Annotated in this window: 18 protein-coding genes and 1 riboswitch; of the genes, 2 read left to right on the top strand and 16 right to left on the bottom strand. The window is 40.1% G+C overall.

Annotation, left to right across the window (positions count from 1 at the left end; translation table 11 throughout):
- The 10 genes from ACQKFO_RS04190 to ACQKFO_RS04145 form a co-directional block, all read right to left on the bottom strand.
- Entirely contained in the window at positions 1-618 is a 618-nt protein-coding gene (locus tag ACQKFO_RS04190) for a thiamine phosphate synthase (RefSeq protein ID WP_427597046.1), read from the bottom strand.
- Positions 608-1,411 carry an energy-coupling factor transporter transmembrane component T family protein gene (locus ACQKFO_RS04185; protein WP_427597045.1) on the bottom strand — a complete coding sequence of 268 codons (804 nt, stop codon included), beginning with the start codon at positions 1,409-1,411 and terminating at the stop codon, positions 608-610. Before ACQKFO_RS04185 ends, ACQKFO_RS04190 begins: the two co-directional genes overlap by 11 nt.
- Positions 1,408-2,835 carry an ABC transporter ATP-binding protein gene (locus ACQKFO_RS04180; RefSeq protein ID WP_427597044.1) on the bottom strand — a complete coding sequence of 476 codons (1,428 nt, stop codon included), beginning with the start codon at positions 2,833-2,835 and terminating at the stop codon, positions 1,408-1,410. The genes ACQKFO_RS04185 and ACQKFO_RS04180 overlap by 4 nt, the downstream gene beginning before the upstream one ends.
- A gap of 14 nt (positions 2,836-2,849) precedes the next feature.
- Positions 2,850-3,428 carry an ECF transporter S component gene (locus tag ACQKFO_RS04175; protein ID WP_427597042.1) on the bottom strand — a complete coding sequence of 193 codons (579 nt, stop codon included), beginning with the start codon at positions 3,426-3,428 and terminating at the stop codon, positions 2,850-2,852.
- Positions 3,421-4,119 (bottom strand): thiaminase II, encoded by a 699-nt coding sequence (gene tenA / locus ACQKFO_RS04170; RefSeq protein ID WP_427597041.1) that lies wholly within the window; start codon positions 4,117-4,119, stop codon positions 3,421-3,423. Before tenA ends, ACQKFO_RS04175 begins: the two co-directional genes overlap by 8 nt.
- A 117-nt stretch (positions 4,120-4,236) precedes the next feature.
- A riboswitch (TPP riboswitch) is annotated at positions 4,237-4,344 on the bottom strand.
- Positions 4,345-4,632: 288 nt separating this feature from the next.
- The gene (locus ACQKFO_RS04165) at positions 4,633-5,232 is read right to left on the bottom strand and encodes a response regulator transcription factor (protein ID WP_148968912.1); all 600 of its coding nucleotides are present in this window, start codon (positions 5,230-5,232) and stop codon (positions 4,633-4,635) included.
- Positions 5,229-6,365, bottom strand: a complete 1,137-nt coding sequence (locus tag ACQKFO_RS04160; RefSeq protein WP_427597789.1) for a sensor histidine kinase — start codon at positions 6,363-6,365, stop codon at positions 5,229-5,231. Before ACQKFO_RS04160 ends, ACQKFO_RS04165 begins: the two co-directional genes overlap by 4 nt.
- Positions 6,366-6,516: 151 nt before the next feature.
- The gene (locus ACQKFO_RS04155) at positions 6,517-6,714 is read right to left on the bottom strand and encodes a hypothetical protein (RefSeq protein WP_148968911.1); all 198 of its coding nucleotides are present in this window, start codon (positions 6,712-6,714) and stop codon (positions 6,517-6,519) included.
- A gap of 161 nt (positions 6,715-6,875) precedes the next feature.
- A complete protein-coding gene (locus ACQKFO_RS04150; protein WP_427597040.1) occupies positions 6,876-9,407 on the bottom strand; it encodes a cyanophycinase in 2,532 nt (843 codons plus the stop codon).
- Between the two features lie 201 nt (positions 9,408-9,608).
- Positions 9,609-9,890 (bottom strand): DUF6509 family protein, encoded by a 282-nt coding sequence (locus ACQKFO_RS04145; protein WP_427597039.1) that lies wholly within the window; start codon positions 9,888-9,890, stop codon positions 9,609-9,611.
- Between the two features lie 174 nt (positions 9,891-10,064).
- Here ACQKFO_RS04145 and ACQKFO_RS04140 point away from each other — a divergent pair, with 174 nt between their 5' ends.
- The gene (locus ACQKFO_RS04140; protein WP_427597038.1) at positions 10,065-10,370 is read left to right on the top strand and encodes a hypothetical protein; all 306 of its coding nucleotides are present in this window, start codon (positions 10,065-10,067) and stop codon (positions 10,368-10,370) included.
- A gap of 49 nt (positions 10,371-10,419) precedes the next feature.
- On the opposite strand, the gene ACQKFO_RS04135 is transcribed toward ACQKFO_RS04140, so the two are convergent.
- A complete protein-coding gene (locus tag ACQKFO_RS04135) occupies positions 10,420-11,196 on the bottom strand; it encodes a phosphatidate cytidylyltransferase (protein ID WP_427597788.1) in 777 nt (258 codons plus the stop codon).
- A gap of 240 nt (positions 11,197-11,436) precedes the next feature.
- On the opposite strand from ACQKFO_RS04135, the gene ACQKFO_RS04130 reads away from it, so the two are divergent.
- Entirely contained in the window at positions 11,437-11,991 is a 555-nt protein-coding gene (locus ACQKFO_RS04130) for a hypothetical protein (RefSeq protein ID WP_427597037.1), read from the top strand.
- A gap of 36 nt (positions 11,992-12,027) precedes the next feature.
- On the opposite strand, the gene ACQKFO_RS04125 is transcribed toward ACQKFO_RS04130, so the two are convergent.
- The 5 genes from ACQKFO_RS04125 to ACQKFO_RS04105 form a co-directional block, all read right to left on the bottom strand.
- Positions 12,028-12,606: a branched-chain amino acid aminotransferase gene (locus ACQKFO_RS04125; protein WP_427597036.1), complete on the bottom strand. Its 579-nt coding sequence runs from the start codon at positions 12,604-12,606 to the stop codon at positions 12,028-12,030.
- A 43-nt stretch (positions 12,607-12,649) separates the two neighbouring features.
- A complete protein-coding gene (locus tag ACQKFO_RS04120) occupies positions 12,650-13,402 on the bottom strand; it encodes an exodeoxyribonuclease III (protein WP_427597035.1) in 753 nt (250 codons plus the stop codon).
- 175 nt (positions 13,403-13,577) lie between these two features.
- Positions 13,578-14,948: a DEAD/DEAH box helicase gene (locus tag ACQKFO_RS04115; protein WP_427597034.1), complete on the bottom strand. Its 1,371-nt coding sequence runs from the start codon at positions 14,946-14,948 to the stop codon at positions 13,578-13,580.
- 197 nt (positions 14,949-15,145) lie between these two features.
- Complete coding sequence (locus ACQKFO_RS04110; RefSeq protein WP_427597033.1) at positions 15,146-16,240, bottom strand: PRK06851 family protein; 1,095 nt, start codon at positions 16,238-16,240, stop codon at positions 15,146-15,148.
- A 123-nt stretch (positions 16,241-16,363) separates the two neighbouring features.
- Positions 16,364-17,164 carry a TIGR00266 family protein gene (locus ACQKFO_RS04105; protein WP_148968901.1) on the bottom strand — a complete coding sequence of 267 codons (801 nt, stop codon included), beginning with the start codon at positions 17,162-17,164 and terminating at the stop codon, positions 16,364-16,366.
- Between the last annotated feature and the right edge of the window lie 44 nt (positions 17,165-17,208).

Here is a 17,208-nt window from a genome sequence, read left to right as displayed (position 1 = left end):
TCACCCCCTGTGTAATTGTTTATAATAGGATCGGGCTGCCTCTAATGGATCTTTTGAAAGCAAAATACCTGATAAGACGGCGATCCCTTTTGCTCCGGTTCCCGTAATCTCACATACGTGTTCAGGTGTAATGCCTCCTATGGCAATAGTGGGAATCGGGACGGATTGAACCACTTTTTCTAAGCTTGCCAAGCCTCTGCCAGGCATACTACGCTTTGAAGAGGTAGAATAGATATTTCCATATAGCAGGTAATCCGCTCTGCTAATCATTGCCTGTTGTGCTTCTTCAATGGAATGTACAGAAGCACCAATCTGTAAGGAAGGAAAGGCACTCTTCACTAAGCTGATATCAGCACTTTGATGGCCTAGCTGCACCCCTCTTACATTCTTCATAAAGGCAATGTCTGCCCGATCATTGACACATAATTTTGTTAAGGGAACTCCTGCTGCTACTAGTCGATCAACTGCCATAGCCATTTCTTTCCCCGTCCACTGCTTTTCGCGAAGATGGAGCATGTCGAGATACGGATAAATGGATTTCGAAATTTTCACGAATTCTTCCACTGAATGTTTTCCCGTTGAAATCACATGTAATTGCTTTCTCGTTTCAATTCCCATAGCGAACATCCCCCGTCGGAAAAATAGGTATATGGGTAGAAAAATAATAACTGAGCACAATCATGAAGAGAATGCTCACAAAAAAGTATCCATCATATTTCGAAAAGGTCACTTTGTAGAAATAGGTTCGTTGCCGACTTCCTTCAAACCCCTTTGTTTCCATGGCTACTGCAATTCTGTGGGCTCTTCTGATGCTCTGGGCAAGCAGGGGAATGGAATACGATTTCACTTTATGGAATACGTGCTTTATTCCTTTTTGTTCTTCAACTCCCCTGACTCTCATGGCGTTTCGTATCGTGAAGAATTCTTCAATCATAATGGGGATTAATCTGAATCCGGCCATAAAACTATACGCATACTTTGGTTTTAATCCCAGTTGCTGCATGAGGGAGTAGAAAAGCTTCACAGGTCTCGTTGTAAGGGCAAATAATAATCCCAATATAGCGAATACAATGGTACGCAACCCTACATGGATCCCCCGATAAAAACTCTCTTCGGTAATGTGGATCAATCCAAATTTCATCCATGTTGTTTCACCTTTCCCAAATAAAATCATAGATGAAGCTGTAGAAATGAAAACAAGGAAAAAGGGTAGGATCATTAAACTGACGGTTCTATAGGAATAACCTGAGAACACCCATAACAGGAGAAAAAAGAGAAAGCTTAAATATAACAACCAGTTAAGATAATGAACAAAAAGCAGGAATACAAAAAGCCCGATCAAGGTCATTAGCTTGAAGCTGGGATTGATTTGATGAAGCCAGGTTTCTCTATGCTCGAGTTCCATATTCATATTGCTTTACTACCTGCAATCTCATTATGGAAATCCTTGGTGAGACGCCCATTTTCAATGACCCATACTCTGGATGCAAAGTGAGTGATGATATTTTCATCATGTGTCACCATCAGAATGGTGGATCCTTCTTTTTGATAGTCTTGTAGCATCTCAAGTAACGCAAACGTATTTTGTGAATCCTGGCCAAAGGTAGGTTCGTCCAATAATAGAATATCTTTATTCCTGACAAGTGACGCTGCGACGCTTAACCTGCGCTTTTGCCCCATGGATAAATGATAGGGATGATGATGATTGTATGGATCAAGCTTGAATCGCTTCAATAGTGCATGCACCTTTTCCTCCAATCTTCCTTCATCCACTTTCCCCCGACGAAAGGTATACGCAACTTCATCAAACACACTGTGTGTCACAAACTGAAACTCGGGATTTTGAAAAACAAACGTACATTCATCTGGAACATTCTTTCCTTTTACTTGTCTTCCATATAATTCATACGTCCCGGTCGTTTCGATGAATTTCATGAGACTGTGGAGTAATGTTGATTTCCCTGCTCCATTCTTTCCGGTGATTGCAATCCATTCACCTCTAAAACAGACGGCATTTTGAAGATGGATCTTCTCCTCTTTTTGTACATACCCTTTGAAGTTCTCTAGCTTTAGATTCTTTTTTCCAAACGGGGCAACCTTCTCCGGAGGGTGGGATGAAAGATAATCTTTCCACGCCTCCGGATACCATACCCCTACTGATTTCAATGTTTCCTTGAAATGTGATAAAATGTGAGCCTTTGGACCATCAGCCACTATCCTTCCATTCACATCGAATAGAATAATACGATCAATGATCTCCAATACGTTAGTCAACTTATGCTCAACGATAAGTAACGTTTTATCTTTACATGCCGTCTTCACTGTTTCCCATACAGATTTGGTGCTTTCTTCGTCTAACATGGCTGTAGGCTCATCCAGAAATAGTGTTTGGGGATGGAGCGCAAGAGCAGAAGCAATGGCCAATTTTTGCTTCATCCCCCCTGATAGAGAGGAGATTTTTGTATGTGAATACGTCAGACTTAAATTCACTTTCTCTAACAGATCGTTAATTATCTCTCGCATTTCGTCTCTTGGTATCTGCTTGTTCTCCAAAACAAAGGCAATTTCCTCATCTACATAGGGCATACAAAATTGAGCGTCCGGATCTTGAAAGACATATCCGAAGGATTCAGGACGCTCAATCGAGTCCGCTTTCATCGGCACATCTATCGAATGGGGTATCACACCGGATAAAACCTGGAGGAGTGTGGATTTTCCACAACCAGATGGCCCCAGTAGCAATACCTTTTCCCCGTCTTCTATCGAAAGGCTTATGTCTTTAAACATCAGTTTCTCTGAACCGGAAAATGTAAGGCGCAGATTTTCAATATGCATCGTCTTTCCCTCCTTTACTGGTTCAGGGCATCATAATCTTTTTGGTCCGCACGTCTGACCAAACTGGTTACCCCCGTTTTCTCCAGAGCCTTAACGAGATAAAAGGCTCCGATGCCTGCTATCACGATGGATCCTATTAATCTGGCACCAATAAAAAGTGATAAATTCCACAGAACCAGGTCTCCCATGTACCCTTTAGCATAGTCCATCAGAATTGAGCCAATTGCTGAGCCCACAGCTGCTGTACAAATGATGATGACATCATAACGCTTATAGCGGGTGATAAGGAAAATCAACTCTGCAAACAAACCTTGAATCAGACCGAATAGGAGTACCTCGAGGCCCCATTCACTTCCCATGAGAAATTCCCCTGAAGATGCTGCAATCTCTGCCAGAAGTGCGACGCCAGGTTTCCGAATGATTAAAAAAGCCACGGTTGCCGCCATGAACCACATCCCATAGATCAATTGATCAGCATGCAATCCAAATGGCTTTAAAAAGTTGTACACCGGTCCCCATAGCTTATATATAATTCCAAAACCTATGGAGATCACGACCGTTACTAAAATGTCCGTCAGCTTTAAATTAGACATGTATTGTACCTTCTTTACCTAGAGATGTCTGAAACGGCCACTTCTCAAGTGTGTATGCCATCTCCCAAAACTGTAATTCATAAATGCTGCTCAAAATGAAATTCTCTTTCATTCTTTCCTTATCTGTTTGCGTCATCGTTTCAGCCAATCCATCCAATCGCTGAATCTGTTCTTCCACTAACTCCCGAAACCATTCTCCACCATAAGCTGCGATCCACTCCTGATAAATACCTTCCTTGGGTGTACATAATTTCAAGTGCTCACCGATCTCATAATACAACCAGTAACAGGGGAGTATGGCCGCAAGAACATCTGCCAGTCCTCCATATTGTGCGGATCGATACATATGCGACGTATAGGCATAAGCCGTAGGAGCGGGCTTGAACAGCCGTTTTTCTTCTTCCGTAATCCCTAAACGGTTTGAGAAATTCTCATGGAGTGAAAGCTCCGCTTCATTTGTCCCCACAGCGTGTGCTGCCATTCTCGATGTAGTATGTAAGTCTGTTGCTTTGGCCGCACCAAGTGCCTGCACCTTTGAAAAGTGTGAGAGGTAATAGGCATCCTGCAGAATGTAGTACCTGAAGTTTTCAAGGGGAAGGGTTCCATCCCCGATACCTTTTACGAAAGGATGGTGAAAACTCGCTTCCCAAATTTCCTTCACTTCGTTTCTTAAGTACGCTGTAAATGACATAGTATCTTTCTCCTTTTCCAGACGACCCGAAATGGGCAATAAAAAAAGCCACTTTCATTATGCATACCGCATACAGAAAGTGGCTTGAGATCAGTTTGATAGAATTCAATTCTATGTGACCGTCAAACACCACTTCCCTACGCTGGTCTCAACCAGATCAGGTTCAAAGGGTCTTAAAGTCACACTTTAATCTCAGCCTTTTAGAAGGCACCCCTAGTGGATCGTCTTATGAAATTTTGTATTCGATGTTATCGTACCATGATTCTTTTACTTGTCAACAGCAAAAAGAAAACCTTTCATCATTTTCCCATTGGCCCTTTCTATACAAAACCAATCATAGCAACGGATACCTCCTATGAAAAATTAAATGGAATTCATTCCGATTAAAGATCTTGTAAAGGAAAATCAAGTGACTGTTAGAACCGTATAAATATACAACCAATAGAGTAGAGTAAAACAAAATCCACCTTAAAGCAGGGACGGACCTCCAACATGGAGGTCCGTCCCTGCCCATCATTTAAACCATCCTTTTTCTTTTGATTGAGTGATGGCTTCGATTCGATTTTTCACTTCAAGCTTGTCGAGTATGGTTGAGATGTAGTTTCGGACGGTACCCGTTTTGAGGCTAAGCTCATCGGCTATCTCCTTCGTGTTTTTCCCGTCAGCAACCAGCTCCAACACTTCTTTTTCACGGTCAGTCAGGGGGTTCTCTTCACTATACACATCGTCCATGAGCTCTGGTGCATAAATACGTTTCCCCTCCATGACAAGACGAATGGAGTTCGCCAGTTCTTCACTCGGGCTATCCTTTAACAAATAACCCTTCACGCCTCCTTTTAATGCACGTTGGAAATAACCGGACCTGGCAAAGGTTGTCAGGATAATCACTTTGCAATTTTCGCCTTTTAATTCCTCTGCTGCTTCAAGACCGGTTTTTTTGGGCATTTCAATATCCATGATACAAATATCCGGCTGCAGCTCGTGGACGAGGGCAATGGCTTCTTCTCCATTGCCTGCCTTTCCAACCACTTCCATATCATCCTCTAAACTAAGTAACGAGCCTAAGGCACCTAATAACATTCTTTGGTCTTCTGCAATAACAATTCGAATCATTCCATTCCCTCCCTGTCTGTTTGCTTGATTACTTTCGGTACTCTCATAATCAATGTGGTCCCATTCTCTGAAAAAACGTCTAAGCTCCCATTAACAAATTCTAACCGTTCTCTCATCCCGATTAAGCCGCTGCCTTTAGACTGAGTGTAATCTCCCTGAATCCCCATACCATCGTCCTTCACTATGATGGTCATCTCTTTATCCGACTCTTCTATGATTAGCTCACAGTAAGAAGCCATGCTGTGTTTGACAACATTCGTAACGGCTTCTTTTAGGCACATGCTCAAGATATTTTCCAGAAAGAGTGATGTCTGGGGCAGCATGACCTGATCATCCATGACGAAATCAATTTCCGCTGCCTTTAATAGCTGTTTAATCCGGACGATTTCGTCTTTTAGTCGAATTCCCCTCATTTGAGATACCATTGTCCTAACTTCACTTAAAGCCGTTCGTGCGGTTTGCTGAACATCCTTTAATTCGCTTCTGGCCTGCTCTGGATCTTTGTACACCAATTTTCTGGCCAGATCGCTTTTCAGGCCGATAAGAGAAAGCTTTTGACCCAGAGTATCGTGTAGATCACGGGCAATCCTCTGGCGTTCCTCCTGCTTGACCAGGTCTGAAATACGTTTATTAGCATCTTCCAACTGATCTTCGAGCTGCACCTGTTTATTTCGGTTATAAATATTAAACGGCAACAGAATGACACTTATCCATATGATCAGAATAAAAGGAAATTGAGATAAAAATAATTCATCCTGTATAACAAAATTATAATTGATCGATGCCGTCGTTAACACCAAGTGAATGATGTATAGGGTTAAAAACGCCACCCGATTTTTTATATTCCCATTATAGTAGGCAATGTAAAAAGCAAAATAGATGAAATTAAATTGAATGGTCATGGTAATGGATATCGCGATTAAAATCGATGTCCATAAATAAACCGGCCAATCTCTTGAAATAAAAGCAAATCGTAAAGAAATAAAGAACATGATGGTCAAGGAAATCCCTACAACTATTTCAATTGTAGAGGAGGACTGAAAGATAAAATAAAATGGCAGGATGCTGATGATGCTCCATATGTACGGGGAAATTCCGGAACCTTTTTGAATATTGATTAACTTTTTCGGCATTTGCACAATAAAATAACCTCTTTTACTTTCAGTTTTTTTAACTATGTAACTTATAGTATGACATAAATTATACCCATTTTCATACAAACGGTATAAGAATCCCCCCGCCGAATAGACAAGAAAATCGTATGAAATTCATCATTAACAAATACTAATATTTCCGATTCTGAATCGCCTTTTGCTTCTGCATGATTTCATAGGATTTATGGATAATATCTGTTAAAACATCACCTTTGTAAACTCTTCCAATTTTCGTGTTTTGCTGATAGTATTCAACGATTTCATCCAGTTTCTCTGATGTTTCCTTATTAACCCTTACATTAAGTTGCATTCTTCCTTGATCTGACAAGGTTCGCCCTCCTCCCCTATCTACCTGTTATCATCTGCTAGCACTTTGTTATCACTAGTATAACAGATACTATCAATCATATATACCGACAAATGACATGAAAAACTCGTTTCATTTTAAAAAAGCCAGAGCGTCAATCCGCCCAGGCTTTCCGTTTAATATTATTTGGTTTCAATCGAGATTTGTACTGGTTCGATATCCATCTTCACATTGAGATATGAGTAATCATCTTTGTTTCCATCTTTATACCCCCAAAAGCCTTCCGATTGATCTCCTTTTTTGAAAGTCAGTTCAAATCCTTCATCATTAGAAAAACTATAGCTTTTCACTACATCCTGTCCAAAGTTATCAAGAAGGCTATAGCTTAAATAATTTGCAAGTGAAGGGTGCGGAGTTAATACTCCTGTATGGGGAGCAGCAATATATTCGTAGTATTCATAGTCTTTTGTTGAAACTTTATGATTACTGATCGCATATTCCTTCGTGTTTAAATTTAATTGATCCCCTGAGGTAATCCATGATAAGTGTACATTTTTATACGTATGCGATGTTTGTGATAGATCTGACTGACTCAAATCTACTACAGAAACGCCGCCTCTACCTTTTACCTCAATGGTTTTCGCTTCGTTATCCACTATCATCGCTGTATCTTCATCAATCCCATACGAGAATTCATTTTCTTCTCCATGCTCAGCAGTGGTTGCAATTAAACGTCCCAATCGTGCTTTTTTATCAAAGTGCTGATCCACGATACCGTACGGGAAGAATCCTAATCCTTTTTCAAGATATCCAGGTCCGCCTTCTTGTTGAGACATGCCGTCATACGTATCAGTGAAGCCTTTTGATAGAGTGTCATAGCTTCCACCACCTGCAATCATCACATCGCTCATGATTGCAGCTCCTGCACTTGTACCGCCAAGAACAGCTCCATTACGATAGATCTCCCAAATATTTTCAAGAGCTAATGATTGAGTTCCATCTTGGTTGAACAATGTTTCGGTGATATCCGTTTGATCTCCACCTACAAACCAAATGGCATCGTACTCCAGTATACTTTCTGCTATATCCGAATTGTTTTTATTATTCATCCAGTTAGACTCATCTTCTTCCGTCCCTTTAAAATCATGGTTTGATAGAGGAAGAATGTCGACATTTTCTTGGGGTACACCGAAAGATGACAAATCCTCTTTAAATGCATGTGAAGACTTTAAACTGGAACTCGCAGCAGGGATAATCCCGATCTTCCCATTTTCCCCTGCCCGATTGATAAATTCGCTGTACACTTCTTCATTACTACTTCCCAAAGCTCCTCCAACGATTACCAGGCTACCCTTTGTTTCAGGATCAAAAGAACTTTCAGGTACTTCTAATGAGGAAGAAGTAAAGTCATGTGAAAGCTGATCTTTCTTATGAAAATGAACGGATACAGGTGAGACATTCATTTCCACATGCAATAGGGAGTATGAGTCCTTTTGACCATCCTGATAACCCCAATATCCGTTTGTTTCATCTGTCTGCTTAAACTCCAGCTCAAAGCCATTTCCTTCACTATCGTAAATATAACTATTAATCTTACTTACCGCCTCATTGTCCACCAGGGAATACGACAGGTAATGTGGCAATGTTCCATAAGATGATAGAACTCCGGTAGCCGATAGGGGTCTAAAGTTATAATATTCATAGTCTCTTGTTTCAACCTTATCCTCGCTCATGTGAAATTCTTTCGTTTTCACATTGAGCACATCACCAGGAGAAATATAACTGAGATCAATGTTCTTTATTTCTTTTCCTGTTAAAGTAGATTGAGATACATCCACTACCGTAATATTACTTCTGCCTAAAACTGAAATCGTTTGTTTTTCATTGTTTACCACCATCGCTGTGTCTTCATCAATTCCATAGGCAAGATGTTTTTTATTCGTTTCGTAGCGGATGGCTGCTGCCGCAAGTCTACCCAGACGTGATCTTTCATTAAAATGTTGATCTACAATTCCCCATTGAAAGAATCCAAGCCCTTTTTCAATATAGACAGGTGCATATTCTTCATCCAGATTGGATAAGTCTTCCGTAATAAACTCTTGACGAAGCCCTCCTAAACTATCACCGCCTGTAATCATCACATCACTCATGATGGCTGCTCCTGCACTTGTCCCACCAAGAACGGCACCTTTGCGGTAAACCTTCCAAATTTCATCTAAGGCTTTCGTGTTTTTTCCATTGCCCTTTACTAATGTGTCTGTGATCTTTAGTTGATCTCCACCGACAAACCAAATACCTGTCAACTTTTTGATTTTTTTTGTTATTTCTTTCTTTTGAGCGTTATCTTTCCATTCGCTTTCGTCTTCTTCTGTCCCTGAGAAATCATGAGAAGATAGCGGAAGGATTTCAATAGCCGATTCTGCTAATCCATAGGAAATCAAATCTTCCTTAAATTGATTTGATGACTTCAGAGAGCCTGAAGCAGAAGGGATGATTCCTATTTTCGCTTTCTTTTTACCCCCTGATAGTTTAATGAATTCTTCATAAACAGCCGAGTTGCTGCTGCCTAAAGCTCCTCCGACAATCAATAGACTCCCTTTGATGCTGTTTTCGTTTTTCTTGGCAAATGCACTGGAAGTTGCCATGCTGCTTATAACTGCAAATACAGTTATAACAATGAATAGTTTCTTCGCTTTATCCCAATAACCATTCATCAACATTTCTCCCTTCTATTAATCTATTTTCAATTAATTATTATGCAATTTCCATGCCAACACTGAAATCTCTGAATTATCAGTCACGCAAGAAGGAAAGGGTTAAAATGGGATGTTTATGGTGAGGAAATAAATGAACCAATAACAAAAAAACCTCTACATTCGTTTGGTTTCGAATGTAGAGGGTGCAGCTTATATCGATTACCTGATATTTTCCTCACAATATGATAGAAGGAGACTTTCTTCATCTTCTTCTAATTCAAAGTCAAGATACGCCTCAGTATTTCTTTCTACAATGGTCGACTGGACGATCCTGGAACCGTTCTCGTCGCGAACAAAAATGACCTTTATGTAAATACCCTGTTCTCTGTAAAGCTCATCATCCTCAGGTACTTCAATATCAAGAATGACTTCATATCGATCTCCATTTAGAATACCGGTAGGATCTTTCAGTTCCTCGGCACTATGACTGGTAATGTTCATTTATCTAACTTCCTTTCAATGTGAAACAAGTTTCTTTCATCATCCTATTATACACCTAAATCGATGGATTTTAAAAACGTATTCCTTTAATCAGCTTAACAAGTAAATGAATGGGCTTGGTCCCCAAACTTCGTTATAATAGTAGCAGATATGAAGTTTAAGGAGAGAATGACAATGAATTCTAAAGAGATGCAAGAAAAAATCATTGAAAACTATCAAAAGGACGAGCATATGATGATTCTTGTGTTTGCCCAGTGGTGTGTGAATCACGATCTTGACCCTGCAGCCCTTTATCAGAAAGCCTACCCCACTCAAGGGGAAAATCCTGCATTATTGCAAGGGATTGACTTAACGGTCTCTAAAGATGAGTCTGAAGAAATTCCCGACACGACTTTACTGGGTGTCCTCTCCCTATTCGGAAATGATGACTTGGCTCATGTCGTCACAGAAGAAATCAGCAAGCGCCCTGGTAATAAATGATGATAGTAAGAGGGACGGACCTACACAAGGTGCGCCCCTCTTACCTTTTTCACATGAAATCAAAGTAGTAACGAATGATGTGAAAGAATATGGGAGATGTGTAGGCTAAACTGTCGACACGATTTAGGTAACTTTCTTTTAATGAAGCAACTTTTTCTTGATCACCGATCAGGAGATCACGTTTCAAAACAGAAATCGTCAAGCTTCCAAAAAAACCAGTGATGCTGATAATCATGCCCGATAGGATTCCAAATTTCATATCTAGAGGAGTTAAAAAAGGATAAATAAAATAGGACACGCCCGTCGTCACCAACACAGCAGCCAAAAAGCCTTCCCATGTAATGGTTGGATTAGAGGTCGGTACTACCTTCCGCTTCCCGATGTATATCGATACAACATACTGAACAATATCGCTCACCTGAGTCAGCACAACTAAAAAAAGCACTAGATTCGCACCAATTGTTGGATTAGCAACCTGGTAATAAGCAAGGTGACTTAACCCGAAAACCATCAGCATCAGCCCCCATTGAGTCGAGCTGACAGAGCGAAGGAACCCCAATGTCCCCTTCCCCAATAATCGAGGCAGAGGTAATAACAAAAACACATAAACTGGAATAAACACAATGAACATTCCATACCATCCAATATAAATCCAATAAAACTGAATGGGGATCGATAAGTAAGCCCACAGGAAAATCCTTCGATCCGCTTTTCTCGTTTTCATCATAGAAAAATACTCTTTAAGCGAAAAAAAGCAGAGAATCATCAAGGAGAACATGGATACGATCGGATTAAACAGGGTAGCTAAACAAAAGACAACAAACATCCCCCACCAGGTTTTAACCCGTAACGAAAGTCGCGAGAAATCTCTTCCTCTTTGATTACTCTTAATCTGTAAAAATAGGACGGTCACAACGACCAATCCGATAAAAATAACAAATAAAGTCCAAATGGCTGATTCCATCATCATTCTCCCCCTAATTTAAATGACTATATTTCAATCGGTAAAATTACTGTATAATTAAGGATATGGGAATTTCTACTACTTTAAAAGAGGGAATGAGCTATGCAGGGTAAATATATATATATTTTACTGACAGACACGGGAACTTTGTTCACCAAATCCATCAAGAAATATACAAAAGCACCTTACAATCATGCCTCAATCTCCTTTGACCGGGACTTAAACGAACTATACAGTTTCGGGCGGAAACATCCAAACAACCCGATTAGCGGAGGATTTGTGAAAGAGGATATATTTCATGGAACCTACAGCAAATATCCCAGTACCACATGTGTTATTTATCAATTAGAAGTTACGGAACGGGATATAGTAAAAATGAGGCGGGTTTTAAATGTGTTTAAGAGGAGTCGCACTAAATTTCTCTATAATTTATTAGGGGTTTTCGGGGTATCATTGAATGAACCTGTTGAATTCAGTAACTCGTACTTCTGTTCTCAATTTGTGGCAGAGATTCTTCAACGCTCAGGAATCAAATTGTGGAATAAACTTCCTGCATTAATTACACCAGAAGATTTCAGAAATCATCAACATTTGAAGCTGGTTTATGAAGGAATATTAATAAACTACGAACCAATCAAACGAAAAAGAGCAAAATAATCCCCCTCGATCATGAATACGAGGGGGATTTTTTCTTTAAGCCTCATCCACCTTTTGAAGAAGTTGAAAAAGGAAATCGTATATGAGCTCGTAAGAAGCAAGCATTGTCAGTCCTTCATGAAAATCAGGGAGATCGTTTAAAGTAATGTTTAAATCCCATAATCCATCCTCACCATTAAACAATAAGTCATAAGATGATTGGCCTTTAAGGGTATCTTCCAAGTAATGCTCAATTTGACTGCGATATTTTTTTTGAAGCTTCAACCCCAGCATCGCATCATATGTTCCAAACACGTCATCCACTTCTATCGAGACAGCCTCCACTCCAATCACGTCAAACCAGTCCAATTCCAGGAAGACAAACTCGTTTTTATGTTTTTTTAGGTAGGTGATCGGCTGATCGAGGAACATGAAAGTTTCTTGTGCGATAAGTTCTTCCGTTTCCTTCACGCAACGCTCGATATAAGCTTCTTCAAATTTTGAACCGGATTCCCGTGTCGCTATCTTGTCAGCATCCAGTAATCCATGCTTTAGTGCATATTCTTTTTCCTGTGGAAATAAAGCAACGCTACCATTCGATTCTTCGATATACTGCAGCAATCTCTTTCTTAACATCCTTTACCCTCCGCAAATGTAATTTCTCTACTTCTTTTATGCACTACTCTAACTCTAAGTATACAGGACAGTGATCACTTCCGAGTATTTCAGAGTGGATCTCTGCAGTCTTTATAGCAGGTGCTAAACGGTTTGACACAATAAAGTAGTCAATTCTCCACCCAATATTCCGTTCACGGACATTACTCATATAGGACCACCAACTAAAGGCATCATCCTTTGTTGGATGGATATACCGAAAGCTATCGACAAACCCTCCCTGCAGAAGCATGGTCATTTTCCCGCGCTCTTCATCTGTAAAGCCTGAATTCCCCCGATTTGATTTGTCATTTTTCAAATCTATTTCGGTATGTGCGACATTCAGGTCCCCACATAGAACAACAGGTTTATGTTGATCCAAATCAAGAAGATACTCCCGTAAGGCATCCTCCCACTCCAGACGTTCACCGATCCTCGACAGATCCCTTTTGGAATTCGGGGTATAAACATTCACCAAATAAAAAGAATCAAACTCACATGTAATGATCCTTCCCTCAGGCTCTATATGGTCATCATTGATACCATATGAGACAGCCAGTGGTTCCTTTTTAGTGAAAACGGACGTCCCTGAATATCCCTTTCGCATCGCATAGTTCCAATATTGATGGTATCCCTCTAATTCCAATGAGATTTGCCCTTCTTGAAGCTTTGTTTCCTGAAGGCAAAAAATATCTGCGTCCATATGTTCAAAGTAATCCAAAAATCCTTTTTTTACACACGCTCTAATTCCATTTACATTCCACGATACTAATTTCATATTAATCTATTTAACTCCTTTACTCATAGCAATACCCTTTATTATCCTACCATAAAACCACTTATAGACATTCATTATACTGATATAATATAGTTTTTCACCCGTTATTATTCTGATATACTTTCGGATCTCCAATGATATTTTTGCACAATAAAAACCATGCCTACGCATGGTTTTATCGTTTATTTTTTCGATTACTAGATTGAGAGGAAGATTTTTTTCCTGTTTTTCTCTCTTTAAAGTCATACTGCATTTCTACTGCTGTCCCCTCGGAAGATTTTTGTTGTTGAGATACAGGAGACTTTCTACTTGTCATTTTTTTATCTCTGAAAACGTACTTTTCCCTTGTCAGGGATTCCAAATCCTTGCTATTCCTTTTTCCTTTTCTTTTATCTCCCTTTTTCTTAGAGGTCGTTTTTGACTTTAGTGAAATGGTATTCCCAAGGTTTTGCTTTTGAATCCGACTATTCAGCTCTGCTTCAATTCCGTCCAGGAGGCTTCTTTCTTCAGAAGAATAGAGTGTATAAGCTAAGCCTGTTTCACCCGCTCTCCCCGTTCTTCCAATTCGGTGAATGTAGGTCTCGGCATTCTCTGGCATGTCATAATTAAATACGTGAGTGACCCCCTCAATATCCAATCCCCTGGAAGCCACGTCAGTCGCAACCAGCATTGGTACATCACCGGTTCTAAATTGCTCCATTACTACTTCACGCTTCTCTTGTGGTATATCTCCATGAAGTTCAGCCACTTTATATCCTTTTGACTTCAGCACTTCGTACAATTTCGTCACCCGTCGTTTCGTTCGGCAAAAAATGATGGATTTACTTGGTTGAAATGCCTCTATTAATTGAATGACTGTGTCTTGCTTGGCCCGGTCCACTGTAAAAATGGCAAATTGATTAATGGAAGTGGATCTTTCTGGTTCTGCCACCTCGATAAATTGGGGAGTTTTCATATATTTGCGCGCCATTTTTTTGATTTCAGCAGGTATCGTCGCAGAAAATAACATCGTTTGACGATGAGCTGGCGTTTTCCTTAAAATTTCTTCGACTTTATTTAGAAAACCTACTTGCAGAAGCTGATCTGCTTCGTCAATGACTAAAAACATAAGATGAGATAGATCGAGATTCCCTCTTTTCAGATGATCCAAAAGCCGTCCCGGAGTTCCAACAACAACATTTACACTCTGTTCCAGTTCCTTGATTTCCTCTTCATGGCTTTTACCACCATAAACGGAGAGAACGCTATATCCTTTGTTTTTCGTTGTGAGCTTTCTTATTTCACTTGTCACCTGGATAGCCAGTTCACGTGTCGGTGTAATGATCAAACTCTGAATATGATGTGTGTTTGATTTACTTTTTTCAAGAATCGGTAAAACGTAAGCAAAGGTTTTACCTGTACCGGTTTGAGCCTTGGCCATAACATCTTTTCCCTCCAAAAGGGTCGGTATCACATTTTCTTGTATGAGTGTCGGTTTATTTATTCCATTAGTAGATAAGGTTTTCTGAAGACTTTTTGATAGTCCCAGTGAATCAAACGAATTCATTGATCATTCCTACTTTCTTAAAACGAGATTTGACTTGTCTACTAATAGTGAAGGTTTAGTGTTGAAAAAGCAAGAACAAAAAGGATCCCGAATTAGAATGACTCATGTTAAGTATGAATTAACCCACATAGTATTTTTTCAACCAAATAAAAACGCGATCACCTAATGATCATCGCGTTCTTTGCTCACTCACTATACTACTTCTTTATCACTTCATATATTTCCTGAAAGATTTCCTCTCTAATCGTATTCACCATTGAAAAGTCCATGGCTTTTATATAGATGGATTCAAGTTGTTCACGAAGGCATTTGGCTTCTTTAAGATATGAGATTGCTTCTTTCATTTTATCTTTATAGGCTTTCGTCGTACGTTCTATGTCGGCAGCATAATTTTCATCGGTCCCTTGAGTGATGCATCTTTCATACATATCGATGATCTCATCAGATTCCCTATCCGGGAAATATTCGTGTGGTGCAGTGCTATCGAAAATAGCGATTCCTTTTTCTCGTATGATCAACATATCAAGACTATTAGGGTCAAACCCACAATGATATACCTCTACATCATAGCCTTTTTCTTCTCCAGCAGAAGCAATTTTCTTTAGCATCGTTGACTTTCCAGACCCTGCACGCCCTTTGATAAAGTAGCGCTTATCGACATCCTCTGTTAAATTCTGAATGTAGTCAACTGCTCCATCAGGAGTCGCGGCACCTAAGAACCGATGTTTGACTTTAGAGGATTTAGAAAGGTTCTTATCTTCAAAAAAGAGTGAAATTAACTCACTTGTCAATTCATTCGCCTTTGTGAAGTCCATGTTGGAAATGTATATCTCTTCAATGTCATCATGGGCACTCAGTGATGCAGCAAAGGTATCATATGCTTTCTGAAAGAATGAGGCAATTTTATCGTTTAAGCCAAGAATTTCCTCTTTGTGGTTCAAAAGTTTCTTTGAGTCCCATGCCGCTCCTAAATTCACATATTCTTCTATAACACCGGGTGCTTTCGGTTCTATAATATGAGGAGCCGTCCCATCCACAATGCCTACCCCAAATTCAGGGAGGAGAACACCATCGATCGAGTGATTGTCGGAAGCGCAATGTAAATATTCAACTTCTAACCCCTTTCCCTCAAACCGTTCTCCAACCGACTTCATCAATGAGGATTTACCTGTACCGGGACCACCCTTCAGGATATAAATTCGCTCTAATCCATCTAAAACCGAATCATATAGACTGTAAAAACCTTTAGCCGTATTCCCCCCAGCATAATAATGACGAACCTTTCCTTTCATGAAATCACCCTTTCACATCATTTATTTAAACATATGATGTGGGGTCTAAATAGGTGAATACCCAGTGAAGCGTAAAAAAAAGCACTTCCATGAATGGAAATGCTTTTTATGTATAGCCGTGAATCAGTCGTCCCCGTTTAGAAAGTCTCCGATTCCACCAAGTAAACTACCCTCACCAGTCGAACGGCCACCACCCTGTGGAGCACTTGCATAAATTCTTTCAGCTAAGCGACTGAATGGAAGTGACTGAATCCAGACAGTTCCTGGTCCACGGACAGTGGCAAAAAACAAACCTTCTCCGCCAAGGAAGGCAGATTTGATTTTCCCTACATACTCGATATTGTAGTCCACATCTTTCGTCATGGCCACCAAGCAACCCGTATCTACGCGTAACATTTCGCCAGGTTGAAGTTCTTTTCTATAAATCGTCCCTCCAGCATGAAGAAAGGCTAATCCGTCGCCCTCAAGCTTCTGCATAATAAATCCTTCACCGCCGAAGAAGCCCGTTCCTAATTTCTTTTGAAAATCGATCCCAACAGAAACTCCCTTTGCTGCACATAGAAAGGAATCCTTTTGACAGACAACTTTACCGCCTAATTCACTTAGATCAACCGGGATGATTTTTCCTGGATAAGGAGCAGCGAATGATACATGCTTTTTCCCCCTCCCTTCATTGGTGAATACGGTCATGAACAAGCTTTCACCCGTTAATACACGCTTCCCTGCACCAACAAGCTTTCCTAAAAACCCCCCGGTCCCACTACCCTTGGAACCATCTCCAAAGATCGTTTCCATCTCTATGCCGTCTTCCATCATCATCATTCCGCCGGCTTCGGCTACGGCACTTTCTCCTGGATCCAATTCTATTTCAACGAACTGCATATCATCCCCATGCAATTTATACTCGATTTCATGTGAATTCATTCATTATTCCTCCTTTTTAATTCAAGCATATTTACCTATTCTCC

It is taken from the genome of Rossellomorea sp. NPDC071047 (assembly GCF_050270195.1).
In the GTDB taxonomy this organism is placed as follows: domain Bacteria; phylum Bacillota; class Bacilli; order Bacillales; family Bacillaceae_B; genus Rossellomorea.
Note: the sequence above shows the minus strand (reverse complement) of the source record. Positions and strands in the feature narration are given on the sequence as shown.

What these genes read in the sequence shown, in the direction of transcription:
- ACQKFO_RS04190 (WP_427597046.1), bottom strand. Translation starts at nt 618, where the DNA reads ATGGGAATTGAAACGAGAAAGCAATTACATGTGATTTCAACGGGAAAA.
- ACQKFO_RS04185 (WP_427597045.1), bottom strand. Translation starts at nt 1,411, where the DNA reads ATGAATATGGAACTCGAGCATAGAGAAACCTGGCTTCATCAAATCAAT.
- ACQKFO_RS04180 (WP_427597044.1), bottom strand. Translation starts at nt 2,835, where the DNA reads ATGCATATTGAAAATCTGCGCCTTACATTTTCCGGTTCAGAGAAACTG.
- ACQKFO_RS04175 (WP_427597042.1), bottom strand. Translation starts at nt 3,428, where the DNA reads ATGTCTAATTTAAAGCTGACGGACATTTTAGTAACGGTCGTGATCTCC.
- tenA (WP_427597041.1), bottom strand. Translation starts at nt 4,119, where the DNA reads ATGTCATTTACAGCGTACTTAAGAAACGAAGTGAAGGAAATTTGGGAA.
- ACQKFO_RS04165 (WP_148968912.1), bottom strand. Translation starts at nt 5,232, where the DNA reads ATGATTCGAATTGTTATTGCAGAAGACCAAAGAATGTTATTAGGTGCC.
- ACQKFO_RS04160 (WP_427597789.1), bottom strand. Translation starts at nt 6,365, where the DNA reads ATGCCGAAAAAGTTAATCAATATTCAAAAAGGTTCCGGAATTTCCCCG.
- ACQKFO_RS04150 (WP_427597040.1), bottom strand. Translation starts at nt 9,407, where the DNA reads ATGAATGGTTATTGGGATAAAGCGAAGAAACTATTCATTGTTATAACT.
- ACQKFO_RS04145 (WP_427597039.1), bottom strand. Translation starts at nt 9,890, where the DNA reads ATGAACATTACCAGTCATAGTGCCGAGGAACTGAAAGATCCTACCGGT.
- ACQKFO_RS04140 (WP_427597038.1), top strand. Translation starts at nt 10,065, where the DNA reads ATGAATTCTAAAGAGATGCAAGAAAAAATCATTGAAAACTATCAAAAG.
- ACQKFO_RS04135 (WP_427597788.1), bottom strand. Translation starts at nt 11,196, where the DNA reads ATGTTTGTTGTCTTTTGTTTAGCTACCCTGTTTAATCCGATCGTATCC.
- ACQKFO_RS04130 (WP_427597037.1), top strand. Translation starts at nt 11,437, where the DNA reads ATGCAGGGTAAATATATATATATTTTACTGACAGACACGGGAACTTTG.
- ACQKFO_RS04125 (WP_427597036.1), bottom strand. Translation starts at nt 12,606, where the DNA reads ATGTTAAGAAAGAGATTGCTGCAGTATATCGAAGAATCGAATGGTAGC.
- ACQKFO_RS04120 (WP_427597035.1), bottom strand. Translation starts at nt 13,402, where the DNA reads ATGAAATTAGTATCGTGGAATGTAAATGGAATTAGAGCGTGTGTAAAA.
- ACQKFO_RS04115 (WP_427597034.1), bottom strand. Translation starts at nt 14,948, where the DNA reads ATGAATTCGTTTGATTCACTGGGACTATCAAAAAGTCTTCAGAAAACC.
- ACQKFO_RS04110 (WP_427597033.1), bottom strand. Translation starts at nt 16,240, where the DNA reads ATGAAAGGAAAGGTTCGTCATTATTATGCTGGGGGGAATACGGCTAAA.
- ACQKFO_RS04105 (WP_148968901.1), bottom strand. Translation starts at nt 17,164, where the DNA reads ATGAATTCACATGAAATCGAGTATAAATTGCATGGGGATGATATGCAG.